Source organism: Ectothiorhodospira marina (assembly GCF_900109495.1).
GTDB lineage: Bacteria > Pseudomonadota > Gammaproteobacteria > Ectothiorhodospirales > Ectothiorhodospiraceae > Ectothiorhodospira > Ectothiorhodospira marina.
In genome coordinates this window covers 510,243-524,015 of the sequence record NZ_FOAA01000001.1, presented here as the reverse complement: position 1 = coordinate 524,015, position 13,773 = coordinate 510,243, and the positions used below count along the sequence as shown (strand labels likewise).

At 61.6% G+C, this 13,773-nt stretch carries 11 protein-coding genes; 9 read left to right on the top strand and 2 right to left on the bottom strand.

Features of this window, described 5'->3' with window-relative positions:
- Positions 1-3: 3 nt before the first annotated feature.
- The 9 genes from bchB (at position 4) to BMY52_RS02385 (ending at position 10,495) form a co-directional block, all read left to right on the top strand.
- Positions 4-1,593 carry a ferredoxin:protochlorophyllide reductase (ATP-dependent) subunit B gene (gene bchB / locus BMY52_RS02425; protein ID WP_090250354.1) on the top strand — a complete coding sequence of 530 codons (1,590 nt, stop codon included), beginning with the start codon at positions 4-6 and terminating at the stop codon, positions 1,591-1,593.
- 29 nt (positions 1,594-1,622) lie between these two features.
- Positions 1,623-2,336 (top strand): magnesium protoporphyrin IX methyltransferase, encoded by a 714-nt coding sequence (gene bchM, locus BMY52_RS02420; protein ID WP_090250351.1) that lies wholly within the window; start codon positions 1,623-1,625, stop codon positions 2,334-2,336.
- 367 nt (positions 2,337-2,703) lie between these two features.
- Positions 2,704-3,528 (top strand): photosynthetic reaction center subunit H, encoded by an 825-nt coding sequence (puhA, locus tag BMY52_RS02415; protein WP_090250349.1) that lies wholly within the window; start codon positions 2,704-2,706, stop codon positions 3,526-3,528.
- Entirely contained in the window at positions 3,525-4,196 is a 672-nt protein-coding gene (gene puhB / locus BMY52_RS02410) for a photosynthetic complex putative assembly protein PuhB (RefSeq protein ID WP_090250347.1), read from the top strand. Before puhA ends, puhB begins: the two co-directional genes overlap by 4 nt.
- A complete protein-coding gene (gene puhC / locus BMY52_RS02405; protein ID WP_090250345.1) occupies positions 4,196-4,690 on the top strand; it encodes a photosynthetic complex assembly protein PuhC in 495 nt (164 codons plus the stop codon). The genes puhB and puhC overlap by 1 nt, the downstream gene beginning before the upstream one ends.
- Positions 4,691-4,936: 246 nt before the next feature.
- Positions 4,937-5,794, top strand: a complete 858-nt coding sequence (gene puhE / locus BMY52_RS02400) for a putative photosynthetic complex assembly protein PuhE (protein ID WP_245740505.1) — start codon at positions 4,937-4,939, stop codon at positions 5,792-5,794.
- Positions 5,795-5,812: 18 nt separating this feature from the next.
- Positions 5,813-6,415 (top strand): bacteriochlorophyll 4-vinyl reductase, encoded by a 603-nt coding sequence (bchJ, locus tag BMY52_RS02395; RefSeq protein ID WP_090250340.1) that lies wholly within the window; start codon positions 5,813-5,815, stop codon positions 6,413-6,415.
- 31 nt (positions 6,416-6,446) lie between these two features.
- Positions 6,447-8,012, top strand: a complete 1,566-nt coding sequence (locus BMY52_RS02390; RefSeq protein ID WP_090250337.1) for a mucoidy inhibitor MuiA family protein — start codon at positions 6,447-6,449, stop codon at positions 8,010-8,012.
- Between the two features lie 170 nt (positions 8,013-8,182).
- Positions 8,183-10,495: a putative bifunctional diguanylate cyclase/phosphodiesterase gene (locus tag BMY52_RS02385; RefSeq protein ID WP_090250333.1), complete on the top strand. Its 2,313-nt coding sequence runs from the start codon at positions 8,183-8,185 to the stop codon at positions 10,493-10,495.
- An 8-nt stretch (positions 10,496-10,503) separates the two neighbouring features.
- Here BMY52_RS02385 and malQ read toward each other — a convergent pair whose 3' ends face one another.
- Positions 10,504-11,997: a 4-alpha-glucanotransferase gene (gene malQ / locus BMY52_RS02380; protein WP_090250331.1), complete on the bottom strand. Its 1,494-nt coding sequence runs from the start codon at positions 11,995-11,997 to the stop codon at positions 10,504-10,506.
- A 44-nt stretch (positions 11,998-12,041) separates the two neighbouring features.
- Complete coding sequence (locus tag BMY52_RS02375) at positions 12,042-13,727, bottom strand: glycoside hydrolase family 57 protein (protein WP_245740504.1); 1,686 nt, start codon at positions 13,725-13,727, stop codon at positions 12,042-12,044.
- Between the last annotated feature and the right edge of the window lie 46 nt (positions 13,728-13,773).

Sequence of the window (13,773 nt, the reverse complement as noted above, 5' to 3'; positions counted from 1 at the left end):
TTCGTGCAACTGACGGTATGGACCTATGAAGGGCCACCCCACGTGGGCGCCATGCGCGTGGCCACCGGCATGGAACGGCTGCACTATGTCCTGCATGCTCCCCAGGGGGACACCTATGCGGACCTGCTGTTCACCATGATTGAACGGCGCAATCAGCGGCCTCCGGTGACCTACACCACATTCCAGGCCCGCGACCTGGGCCAGGATACGGCAGAGTTGTTCCGCAACACGGCCATTGAGGCCTATGAGCGGTTCAAACCCCAGGCCCTGCTGGTGGGATCATCCTGCACCGCCGAACTGATCCAGGACGACCCGGGCGGCCTGTCCCAGACACTCGGCCTGCCGGTGCCGGCCATCCCCCTGGAATTGCCTTCCTATTCACGCAAGGAAAACTGGGGGGCCTCGGAAACCTTCTATCAATTGGTGCGTTCCCTGGCCGGCAATGCCGATGCCCGCCCCGCGGACGATGCCGGTTCTCGTCGGCCCCGCTGCAACCTGCTCGGCCCCACGGCCCTGGGCTTTCGCCACCGGGATGACATCCAGGAAATCACCCAATTGCTGGGCAGCCTGGGGATCGATGTCCATGTGACGGCCCCCATGGGGGCCACTCCGGCCGACATCGCCCGCCTGGGCGAGGCCGACTTCAACGTGGTCCTCTATCCGGAGATCGCCCAGACCGCGGCCAAATGGCTCGAGCGGACCTTCAAACAACCCTACACGCGCGTGATCCCCATCGGTGTACGCGCCACCCGGGAATTCATTCAGGAAGTTGCCGAGATCGCCAAGGTGGACCCCGCACCCGACCTGGAGAACGCACAGTCGCGCCTGCCCTGGTATTCCCGTTCGGTGGACTCCAACTACCTGACCGGAAAACGCGTCTTCATCTTCGGCGACGCTACCCACGCGGTGGCCGCTGCCCGTGTGGCCACCGAGGAATTCGGCTTCAAGGTGGTCGGCCTGGGCACTTACAGTCGCGAGTTTGCCCGCGAGGTGCGTGAGGCTGCCAAACTCTATGACGTCACCCCGCTGATCACCGATGACTATCTTGAAGTGGAGACCCAGGTGGCGGAGTTGCAGCCCGAGTTGGTGCTGGGCACCCAGATGGAACGACACATCTCCAAACGCCTGGGCGTGGGCTGCGCCGTCATCTCCGCCCCCGTCCATGTGCAGGACTTCCCGGCCCGCTACGCACCGCAGATGGGGTTTGGCGGCGCCAATGTACTCTTCGATACCTGGGTTCACCCCCTGATGATGGGTCTTGAAGAGCACCTGCTGGGCATGTTCCGGGAAGACTTCGAATTCCACGCTGAAGCCGCCCCCTCACATCTGGGTGGTACCGGCACGACGGAACGCCGTGTGGCGACAAGTTCGGCCGAAGCGCACACCGAGGCTACCCCGGCCGAAACCGCTCCCGAGCCCGTCCAGGACGGCGAACCCGTGTGGACAGCCGATGCCGAGAAGGAGCTTCGCAAGATCCCCTTCTTCGTGCGCGGCAAGGCCCGTCGCAACACTGAACGCTTTGCCAAGGAAAAGGGTCTCCACGAGATCTCCATCGACACGCTGTATGACGCCAAGGCCCACTTCGGGCGCTAATGCGTTAGCCAAGCCAACGGATTCCACTGATGCCAACGCCCTCTTATCAAAAACGCCGAGGTCAGCTCGAGACCTACTTCGACCGCACCGCGGTGGATGCCTGGAAAAAGCTGACCTCCGACACCCCCGTCGGCCGGGTGCGCGCCACTGTGCGTGCCGGGCGCGAAGAGATGCGCAACACCCTGCTGGACTGGCTGCCTGACGACCTCAGTGGCAAATGGTTGCTGGATGCAGGCTGTGGCACCGGCATGCTCTCTGTGGCTGCCGCCCAACGTGGCGCCCAGGTGGTGGCCATCGATCTGGCCGGTAACCTGGTGGACATGGCCCGGGAACGCGCCGAGGCCGAAGATCTGGGCGAAGGTCGAATCGACTTTCGTGTGGGCGACTTTCTCAAACCCGAACTGGGTGAGTTTGATTATGTGGTGGCCATGGATTCGTTCATCCATTACAAGGACCATGACATCGTGGGTGTTCTGGCAGGTCTCACGGTGCGCACCCATGCTGCCATCCTGTTCACCTTCGCCCCACGCACGCCCGCCCTGTCAGTGATGCACGCCGTGGGCAAACTGTTCCCCAAGAGCGACCGTTCCCCCGCGATTGAGCCGGTAGCCGAGAAGAAGCTCCTGCGCCTGATCAGCGAAGAGCCGTCCCTGGACGAATGGAGTGCGGAGCGTACACGGCGGATTTCCCGGGGCTTTTATACCTCACAGGCCCTCGAACTCAAGCGCGGATCTTCCAGCTGATCCGCCCTGTTCCCAGCCTTTGACCGGTGAAGCTGATCCAGATCATGCTCAAGCCAGCTCGCGCCAACACCCCGACGATTTGTCTGGCATTATCCCGAAGTAGCGCTCCAAAGCTCGCTCATGCCCGTGTGGCAGCCCAAGCCCCGGAGCGTTTGGGAAAGCAGGAATTTTCGGGTCAGGGGGGGCCTCTGGACCCGGAAATTGGCGATGTTGTGGTCTAAAATCTAGTCAACTTGATGTTGTTTGTATCACCCAACGCGTTTGGGCCGCCCATGCAAGGCGGGGGCGTCACCCGAAAGCAATCTTGATCGAGGTTCGGTCCAGCCATTTCACGCGGCTAACCCACCCGAAACTTGGAGGAAAAGCAATGCCAACCGGTGCCATTACTGAATATATGGACGTCGCACAGGTCACCCTGTACGTCTTCTGGCTGTTCTTCGCAGGTCTAGTCTGGTATCTACATCGGGAGAACAAGCGGGAAGGTTATCCGCTGGAGTCCGACCGCTCCCCTCACATTACCGTTCAAGGCTACCCGGCCGCCCCGGGGCCCAAGGAATTCCCCACCATGGACGGCGGTTCCTTCATCGTTGCCAACGGCAATCCGGATACCCGCGAGATCCACGCCAAGCCGGCATATCCCTTCCCCGGTGCGCCGCTGGATCCCACCGGCAACCCCATGATCGACGGCGTCGGTCCCTCCTCCTGGGCCAACCGTGCCGATGAGCCCGACGTGACCATGAATGGCGAGCCCCGCATCGTGCCCATGCGCAGCACCAAGCATGGCTTCGGCATCTCCGAAAAGGATCCCGATCCTCGCGGCATGACCGTGTTCGCCGCCGACGACAAGCCCGCTGGCACCGTTCGCGATGTGTGGGTTGACCGTTCCGAGGCCATGCCCCGTTACCTGGAAGTGGAAGTCAAGGGCAGTGCCCGCCGCATCCTGGTGCCGATGTTCCTGTCCAAGGTGGCCCGCGCCAAGTACGCCGATCCCAAGCTGCCCATGGGTCAGCGCCTGAAGGACGGCCGTCCCTATGAGGTCCGCGTGGTTTCCGTGATGTCCCATCACTTCGCCGATGCACCCTCCACCAAGAGCATGGAATCCGTGACGCGTCTGGAAGAAGACCGCATCATGGCCTACTTCGGTGGCGGTCACTTCTATGCATCCCCGGAGCGTAGGGAAGCCCTGCTGTGAGTCACGACGACCACGCCGTTGAACCGATACGTGGTCTGCCTGAGCTCCCCCCTTCGGGGGAGCGCATTTTGTGGCAAGGTGCTCCTCATTGGAGCACCTTTGCCATTCGGGCATTTCACGTCAGAAAGGTCATTTTCTACCTTGCCATTCTGATTGTGTTACGTGCCGCCTTTAGCTATGGCGAAACGCAATCCCTTGTGGCAGCCCTTGCCTCCACCAGTTTCCTGCTGACCCTGTCAGTGACGGCCGTCGGCTTGCTGATGCTGCTGGCCTGGCTTACGGCGAGAGCCACGGTCTACACCATCACCAATCAGCGCATCGTCATGCGTTTCGGCGTTGCCTTGCAGATGAGTGTCAACCTCCCCTACTCCGTCATCGAATCTGCCTCAGCCAAGCTTTACAAGGACGGCACGGGTGATATCCCGTTGGTGCTCATCCCCCCGGAACGCGTCTCCTATATCATTCTCTGGCCCCACGTCAGACCCTGGCGTTGGATGACGCCGCAGCCCATGCTACGCGGCATACCCAACGCACGGCGTGTGGCCGACATCCTGGCGGAAGCCATGGCCGAAGACCAGAATCGTGCCCGGACCCCGGATGCGACTGACGCAGCCGAATCCGAATCTGCACCGCAGACCCACCGAGAAACTGCCGGTGAAACCGCCTGATGACTGACTCCAACGGTTCTTCCCGTTCCCAGCGCCGATTCCTTTTTCCGGGAATTGGCGTTGTTTTACTGGCCCTCGCCTTCGGCATCTATTACCTGGGCAGCAACGCGGTCTCCCCTCCCCCCCCTCCGGCAGAACCCACGGGGTCCGCGGAAGCCGCTGACGACAATCTTGAGGTGGTACAGTCCATAGACTTGAAGCCCCAGGAAAAGCCCGGTGGTTACCTGGAAATCCTCAATGCCGAGACGAACCAGGTGCTCAAGCGTGTTGAACCAGGCGCCGATGGCTTCATGCGCACTGTGCTGCGCATCATTGCCCTGGACCGTCGCCAGCTGGAAGACCACGAGGATCCACCCTTCCGTCTGACCCGGTGGTCGGATGGGGGTCTGACCCTGGAAGATCCCGCCACGGGTGTCCGCTACAAGCTCAATGCGTTCGGTTCCTCGAATGCCGCCGCTTTCGCGGAGCTTCTTGATTCGGCGCAAGATTCCTGAATCTTCTCCTCAGCGGGGGCCTACGGGACTCGCCGCCGAGAACCAAAAGACTGTACAGTTTCGTCCATCGACTCAGGCCGCAGTCGAACCGAGTTCCCCGGGGTTCCGTGTGTGCCGGGAAAATGAGGAGAACGCAGCGATGAACGGCACCGTGGCAACTGCTTTGCCCGCCCCCTTTTTCCATCACAACGCCCGCGAGGGTGTCCATCAGCCGTCCACGGTGAGGGGCCGGTGATTCAATACGGCTTGCCTATACTTTATGTGGTGTTTCTCTGGTGGTTCAGCACCGGAGCCATCATCTATCTGGACGGTCTGCCACGACGGACCTATCGCTGGAGCATGCTGGGGGCCTCGGTACTCGCGGGCATCGCACTCTACACACTCGCCCTGACCGCTCAACAACAAACGCTGTATGGGGCCTACGTGGCCTTCACGGGCGCCATCATTCTCTGGGGCTGGGTGGAAATGAGTTTCCTCATGGGCGTCATCACAGGCTCTCGACGCAGTCGATGTCCTGAGGGGGCTCGTGGCTGGGGACGATTCCTCTACGCGGTTCAGGCAATTCTCTACCATGAATTCGCCCTCATCATCGCCGCCTTGGCCATTGCCCTGGTCACATGGGGCGGCGTCAACAAGGTGGGGCTATACACCTTCCTCATTCTGTGGGTGATGCGTACCAGCACCAAGCTCAATGTGTTCCTGGGCGTTCGCAACCTCAATGAGGAGTGGCTGCCCGAGCACCTGCGTTACCTGGAAAGTTATTTCCGCAAGAAACCCATGAACCTGCTCTTCCCGATCTCCGTCACTGCCTCCACCATCGTGGCAGTCTGGATCGTGCAAATGGCCATGGATCCAATGGCTGCCACGCACCAAGTGGCCGGGGCCACATTCCTGGCGGTACTCATGGTGCTGGCCATTCTGGAGCATTGGTTTCTGGTGCTTCCCCTGCCCTCCCAGGCCCTCTGGAACTGGGCGCTGCGCTCACGCCAGCCCGAGGAAGCCCATTTCAGGCCCATCTACCCAACCACCAAGGCGGCGAACGACCCGGACAAGCGTTCTCCCACACCGGGGCTCACTGTCAGTTCCAGCCGCCTCCGTTACTGATTGCACACTGCGCACACCATGACTGAACAGAATCAAACCACGGCCCGGATCGGGCCGAACTCCATCACCCGCATGGCCCAGGCTCTGCGTCACCAGCACGACGAGCAGGTCACGGCACGCATCTTTGAAGCCGCCGGCCTCACCGGGCATCTGGCACATCCACCCACCGCCATGGTGGACGAGCGTGATGTGACCGCATTGCACCGCGCCTTGCGAGAAGAACTCACCGCAGAACAGGCCAGCGCCGTATCACTGGAGGCAGGCCAGCTGACCGGGGACTACCTCCTGGCCAACCGCATTCCCAAGCCAGTGCAGTCCATACTGAAACCCCTTCCAGCCGGGCTCTCAAGCCGCATTCTGCTCAAGGCCATCGAGCGCAATGCCTGGACCTTTGCCGGCAGCGGCCAATTTCAGGTCAATCACCAACCCAGCCTCACACTGACCATCACCAACAGTCCCCTATGTCGAGAGGCACAGTCCGCGCACCCTGTATGCGATTACTATGCGGGCACCTTCCAGCGCCTGTTCCAGGTATTGGTTCACCCCAGAACCCAGGTGACGGAAACCCAGTGCGCCGCCACGGGTGCCACCCACTGCGTCTTCGAGGTCCGTTGGCAATAAATCTCACTCCGGCCTGACAGGAATCGAACTGATGAATCGCACCCGCCATGCTGTGTTCTTCACCACCCTGGTCATCCTGGCCATCGCCCCCGCCCTCCAGGCCGGGCAGATCACTCAGGTGACCGTCTATCCGGACCGTGCCGGAATCATCATGGAAAAGGAAGTTCGGCTGGAGGCGGGAGAAGGCGTTGTCAGTATTGACGGACTGCCGGCCCGGCTGGACGTGAACACGGTGCGCGTGCGGGCCAGTGGGCCTGAGGGCATGCGGCTGGGGGGCGTGGAAACCCGAACGATCCCGGGACGGGACCTGGCCCACCCCCGTGAACAGGCACTGACAGAGAAACTCCAGGCACTGGAAGATGAGGCGCGGACCATCGATGACCAGATTCGCGCTCATCAGGTGCAAATGCGCCTGATCGAGCAACTGGGCACACACCCGGAGGCCCTGCCGGACAGCAGCGAATGGCCGCAGGCGTGGGAGCGAGTCGGTGAAGGTGCCCTTCGGGTGCTTGACGCGATCCATGAACAGGAGCGGGCGCGGCGCATTCTGGAGGCCGATATCGAACGGATGCGCCGCGAGCTTGGGCAATTGCAAAGTGGCCAGCGCGACAGCCTTCAGGCCCGTATTCACTATCACAGCCCCAAGGTGGCCCATGCCACCGTGACCCTGGAATACACCGTACCCGATGCCCGCTGGACCCCGCTTTATGAGGCCCGCCTGGACACCAACACCCGTCAACTGCACTTGATCCAGCGCGCCGAAGTGCGCCAGAACACAGGACAGGACTGGTCGGACATCCCCTTGTACCTGTCCACGGCCCGGCCTCGACTCGGGGGGCACCTGCCGGAGCCACCTCCTCGCTACCTGGATGTGCCCCAGCCTGTCCCCACCTCAACTCGGCTCTCCAGGTCCATGCCGGAAGTGGCCCTGGCGGCCGAGCCCGACATGGCGCAAAGCGAAGGTACGGCCTTCACCGTCCGTTATCGGGTTCCCGGCCGCGTGAGCATTGCCTCGGATCACCAGGCCCATCGCCACAATCTGGGTGAGGAAGTCATGGAAGCTCGGCTTTCGGTACGTGCCGTACCCCGGATGACACCTCGTGCCTATCTGTTCGCCGAAAGCGAATTCACGGGCGATGTGCCGCTCCTGCCGGGGCCCCTCACCCTCTTCCAGGACGGCACCCTGGTAGGCCAGCATCAACTCCCGCGCCTGCGTCCGAACAGCGCGCTGGAAATGGCCTTTGGCGTGGACGAACGCGTTGGCATCCAGGTCCAGCTGGAGCGTGACGAACAGGGCCAGGAAGGCCGCCTGAGACGCCACAATACGCTTCAGCGCAGCCATTTGATGACCGTTCACAATAGCCACGACCGCGAGTTGGATGTCACCGTTCTGGACCGGTTACCGGTCTCCCGCGACGAGCGCATCACGGTCACCCTGGCCGATGATGTCAGTGAACCCTCGGAACAGGACATGAATGAAGATCGCGGCCTTCTGGCCTGGCATCGCACCGTTGCAGCAGGCGAAGAGATGACCCTGCGGTTCTCTTACACAGTGACGTGGCCCGAAGACATGGAGACCCCCTGGGGCCTGCGTTGACCGTTAAACCCCTCACGGTATGGGCCTTCTTGACGCACTCCTGCTAGAATCGACACCCGCTGGTCGGGAAGACCCGCACACAACGTCGGGCCCCATCGGCCCGTGTCTTTCTGGCCCAGATGCCACTGGTATCCCACAGTGTCCGCATGCGGGGCATTGGCAGTCATTGAATGTCCACCAAGAAACCTCACACCGACCCACAACACCTGCGCGAAAGGGCCCGTCAGATCCTTCGGGATCACAGCTTCGAGCACACCCTGGCCGCGCTGGATGAGGGGGATCTGGATCTGGAATCCCTTCTCGAGCAGCTCCACATCTACCATGCGGAGCTGAAGATCCAGCAGGAGGCACTTCAGGACAGTCAGCAAACCACCGAGGCGACGCTCACCCGTTTTAGCGGCCTGTACCAGGAATTGCCCATCCCTGTTCTGTGCATCGATGAACAAGGGTTCATCCAGGATGGCAACGCCGCCGCCCACCGCCTGCTGGCCCTGAATCACAAGCTATTCTCCCACATGGCCATTCCGGAACACCGCCTGTTCCTGGGCTCCGCGCTGCAGCGGGCTCGCAATGAGGGCATGTCCCAGTGCCACAGCGTCAGGCTGTGCAGCCGTGATGGCTCACCGCTGGTCGCCGACCTGAAGATCATCCACCTGGATCAGCACATCAGCGGGCGAAGCGAATATATCTGCAACGTGGTGGATCAAACCGAACTCATCGAGCAACAGGACAACCTGCTGCAGGCGAACCAGCAACTCCAGAAACTCGCCCTGGTCGTCGAACAGAGCCCCAGCATTGTGGTGATGACCGACCACTCAGGCGTGATCGAATACGTCAATACCCGTTTTTGCACACTCACCGGTTACTCATCCGGCGAGGTACAGGGCCGACCGATTGCCCGGCTCCAGGCCCATGGCCTGGAGCCGGATGAAGACACTCAGGAAGAGGTCTGGCAGACCCTCAAGCAAGGACGCGCATGGGAGGGTGAACTGTGTGTGCGCAAGAAACACGGCCAGCACTATTGGGAGCAGGCCACCATCACGCCGCTGCGGGATACCCAGGGCCGGATCACCCATTTCGTGAAGATGGCCGAGGATATCAGCGACAAGAAGGCCCTGTCGGCTCAGCTCACCTTCCTGGCCCACTATGATCCACTGACGGAGTTGCCCAACCGCGCCCTGATGCGTGAGCGCGTGGATCAGGCCATGGCATCTGCCCATCGCCACGAACACATGATGGCCCTGTTCGCCATTGACGTGGACGGTCTCAAACTGGTGAATGACTCCCTGGGCCACGCGGCAGGGGATCAACTCCTGTGCGGCGTGGCCCAGCGCCTGCGCGGGCTGCTGCGTGAGGAAGACAGCCTGGCTCGCCTGGGAGGAGATAATTTCGTCATCCTCTGCGGGCAAATCAGCAGTCACCAGGATGCGCTGGCGGTGGCCGAGCGCATCCATGGTGTGCTGGAAGAGCCCTTTAGCATTGACGACCACAATCTGGTGGCGACGGCCAGCACCGGGATCGCCCTCTACCCCGAGGATGCCGACAACACGGACGAACTTCTGCGCCGCGCCGATACGGCCCTGCACCGGGCCAAAGCCGATGGCGAAAAGGGTGGATACCGCTTTTACACCACCTCGCTGAACAAGCAACTGGAAGAACGTTTCCGTCTGGAACAGGATCTACGCCAGGGCCTGGAACGCAACGAACTGGTAGTGTTCTACCAGCCTCGGGTCCACATGGGTTCGGGTCGCATCCTGAGCCTGGAGGCCCTGGTGCGATGGAATCATCCCGAGTTTGGCCTGATCCCGCCGGGCCGATTCATCCCCGTTGCCGAGAGCACGGGCCTGATACTGGGCATCGGTCCCGTGGTACTGGAGAAAGTCTGCGAGCAGATCCATCAGTGGCAAAGGGCGGGACTCACCACCGTGCCGGTCGCTATCAACCTTTCCACTCAGGAGTTGTACAAGAAGAACCTGGCACGCAACATCGCCAGCATGGTCCGTGCCGCCGACATACCCCCCAACATGCTGGAATTCGAGATCACGGAAAGCACGGCCATGCGCTCCATGGGCGAGGCCATCACCATCCTCACACAACTATGGGAGGCGGGTTTCTCGCTCTCCATCGACGATTTCGGCACTGGCTATGCCTCCATGAGCTACCTGAGCAATCTGCCAGTCCAAGGGCTCAAGATCGATCGCTCCTTTGTGGCTCAACTCAACCGGGAGTCCGACTCGCGACGGCCGGGCGCAACCATCGTCAAAGCGATGATAGGCCTGGGCCACAACCTGGACCTGGGTGTGATTGCCGAGGGCGTGGAACACCCAGCCCAACAGACATTCCTTCTGGAAAATGGCTGCCACATGGGCCAGGGGTTCCTGTTCAGCCAGCCATTACCCCCCTCGGAAATGGAACCCCTACTCCGGATCGGTGCCATCTGGCCTCAATACCATCCGGCACCCTCAGTGATTGGGACAGGCTAAGCCGTCCACTATTCCCGACCGTACAACGCCATCAGATGACGCAGGTCGGAAGTCAGTTCTCCAGGCACTTCATCCCACTGAAAACGCCATGCCCAATTGTCCGAGGTGGTCCCGGGCACATTCATGCGGTGTGTGCCGTCCAACACCAGGGCATCCTGCATGGGAATCACCGCCAGGCGCGCCACCGAGGCCAGGGCGCTGCGAATCAGCGGCCATGGCATGGGTTCTGACGGGCGTCCCAGATAGTCCAGAACGTGCTGTTGCAAGCTTTCATCACAGGACTCGAACCATCCCAGGGTCGTGTCATTATCATGCGTGCCGGTATAGACCACCGCATTCGCCACGTGCCGATGCGGCAAATAGGGATTACTGGCGCCCCCCTCGAAGGCGAACTGCAGGATCTTCATTCCCGGCAGACCGTTATCGTCCCGCAGGGCCTCCACCTCATCGGTGATCACCCCCAGGTCCTCGGCCACCAGGGGCAAGGTGCCAAAATGCTCCCGCAGCCGCTGAAACAGGGCCTGACCCGGTGCCAAAGTCCAATGCCCGTTGATGGCCGTGTCGTCCTCCACCGGGATGGACCAGTAGGCCTCGAAGCCCCGGAAGTGATCGATGCGGATCAGGTCCACCATCTCCAGGGCGGCACCGATGCGCTCGATCCACCAGGCAAACCCGCTCTCCTGCATGCGCTTCCAATCGTAATGGGGGTTGCCCCAGCGCTGCCCCGTGGTAGAGAAATAATCCGGCGGCACGCCCGCCACATGCATCGGTCGCCCCCGCTCATCCAGATCAAAGAGTTCACGATGCGCCCAGACATCGGCACTGTCATGGGCCACAAAGATGGGCATGTCCCCAAACAGCAGGATACCCCGGTGGTTGGCGTGTTGCTTGACCGCCGCCCACTGCAGATAGAACAGGAACTGCTCGAAACGATACTGCGCCAGCGTGTCTGCCAGGCGTTGGCGGGCCGCCTCCATGGCCTCGGGATCCCGGTCCCGCAGTTCTGATTCCCATTCCCACCACGGAGCCCGATCCTGCTCCCGCTTGAGAGCCAGATACAGGACATAATCCTCCAGCCAGAAGGCATGGCGCGCCTTGAAGTCCTCCAGGGCCTGCTGATCGTCACGATCTGCCGAGGCCATGAACCCCTCATGGGCCTGACGCAGGGCTTGAGAGTCAAAGGGGTCCAACATGCCCTGCTCATCCAGCAGAGCCCCATCAGACAGCCAACCACGCGCCTGCAAATCATCCAGGCAAATCAATTGGGTGCTGCCGGCATGCACCGACATGCACTGGTAGGGTGAACCGCCCCCATGGGGCTGGTTCAAGGGCAATACCTGCCAGACGCTGGCCCCGGCAGAAACCAGGAAATCCACGAAACGGTGGGCTTGTGCCCCCAGCGCACCCTGCTGACCGGGTCCGGGCAGGGAGGTGGGATGAAGCAGGATACCGGCGCGGCGCCGGTCCAGGGTGGATCGTACTTGGGCGCTGTGTTGGGACACAGTTCCTCCGTCCTATGCATGGAATTCCGGGCTCTTTGGCGAGCTTACCCGTCCGATTTTTGTCCCTGCCGCATGACGCCCCCGGCAGCGGGCTCCCCGCTACCCCGACTGAGTACATGCGACAGTTCCTCTGGCGGGGTCTTTCCCAGCAGGCGGTAGAGGTGGACCAGGTGTTGGCGGTACAAGCGTTCAAACAGGCTCACGGTCCCTGAGGGGTTGTAGTCACCAAACCACCAGCACCAGTCCGAGCCTTCGCACACAGCCAGTTGCAACGTGGCCGCTTCGGCCTGCGCCGGCGTCAACTGCCCTTGGGACATCACCTCGTCAAAAATCTGCTTGGCCTGGATGAGCATCTCCCAGCCCCGATTCTTGTCCCGGGAACCCACCCAGGTATCAAAGTTACCGTACACCCAGCTTCCCGCCACGACGTGTTCCAGCGCCCGCTGTGGTCTGGCATTGAGACAATCACTGAATGTGGCAAGTTCGATGTCCGTGTGAGCTGCCAGGCGGCGGTAAAGAGCCGAGAGGAAATAATAACCATTGGCAGGATAATATTCCCAGGCATTCTCACCATCCAGGATCACTGTGACCAGGGCGCCACGCCCGTGGTTGTTTGAATCGCGATGCCAGCGCTGACCGATCTCTTCCAGATGATGGACAAAATCCCCCACCGCATCGTCGCCATGCCAGTCGGTATAACGAAAGCCAATGGAATCGGACAACCCGTCGTCACGGAAGAATAAGGACAGTTCGCGATCCTGGAAACGATACGGCTGATATAACCAGTGGCGATCGTCAGGCAGGTCCTCTTCCCGGCCCTGCTTGAGGGAATGGGTGAGTACACCCTCTCCGGAAGCGGACCAGCGGATACCCGCCTCGTCCAGCAGGGTCAAAGTGGCATCGCTGACACTGCCTTCCGACGGCCAGCAGCCAGCTGGCCGTCGGCCAAAGTGTCTTTCAAAGCTCTCCAGTCCCCGCTGCAGATGCCACTGCACCCGGGCTCGGCCGTCCGGATACTGGCCACTTTGCGGCAATTCTGCCTGTGGCGCCGCCTCGTGGGCCGATTCCATGTCCAGCATCAGCGGCATGATGGGGTGGGCATAAGGGGTGAAGGAGAGCTCCACCCGCCCGGACTCCGCCAAGCGCCGGTAACGCCCCAGCAGGCCATCAAGCAATTCCTCGATCACCTCCAGGAGTTGCCGACGTTGCGCCAAGGTGAAATCCCGGCCCTGCTTCATCAGTGGCTGGATGCGAGGATCGGTGCGGCGCACCGTCTCACCCAGCCAGACCAGGTGATACCAGGTCACGAGATCAAAAAAGAAGTGATCCCCCTGATAGGACACATAATCCGGATGCTGCTTGAGCCAGGTGACCATGTCTGCCAGCAGTCGGTAGGGCCCGAAGGGTTCAATCAGACGCTGACGATTGGCGCGGGTGCAGGCCTCCGCCAGGTTCAGTCGCTGGGAGGCGTCACCGGGTGGCCGTTCGGCCACCAACAGTGCCAGGACCGGGTCATGGATCTGACCCTCTCCCTTGAGAAAGGCACGCACCTGGCGGGCATAGTCCTCGATCTGATCCAGCAGGATGGGAGCAAAGTTCACCACCGCCCGGGCACCCGGTTCTGCTTCCAGGTGCGCCGCCATATCCACGTAGTCCTTGATGGCGTGCAGATACGTCCAGGGCAGTGCATATTCGCCGGTGTGGGCATCCAGGTACTGAGGCTGATGCATGTGCCAGCACAGCACCACCCTCAACGGCGGGTGCGCCGCGTTCGAG

Coding starts and splice junctions, on each gene's coding strand:
- bchJ (WP_090250340.1), top strand. CDS start 5,813: ATGACTGAACAGAATCAAACCACGGCCCGGATCGGGCCGAACTCCATC.
- bchM (WP_090250351.1), top strand. CDS start 1,623: ATGCCAACGCCCTCTTATCAAAAACGCCGAGGTCAGCTCGAGACCTAC.
- puhC (WP_090250345.1), top strand. CDS start 4,196: ATGACTGACTCCAACGGTTCTTCCCGTTCCCAGCGCCGATTCCTTTTT.
- BMY52_RS02385 (WP_090250333.1), top strand. CDS start 8,183: ATGTCCACCAAGAAACCTCACACCGACCCACAACACCTGCGCGAAAGG.
- BMY52_RS02390 (WP_090250337.1), top strand. CDS start 6,447: ATGAATCGCACCCGCCATGCTGTGTTCTTCACCACCCTGGTCATCCTG.
- puhA (WP_090250349.1), top strand. CDS start 2,704: ATGCCAACCGGTGCCATTACTGAATATATGGACGTCGCACAGGTCACC.
- BMY52_RS02375 (WP_245740504.1), bottom strand. CDS start 13,727: ATGCATCAGCCTCAGTACCTGGATGCCCACACCGGCGAATATGCACTG.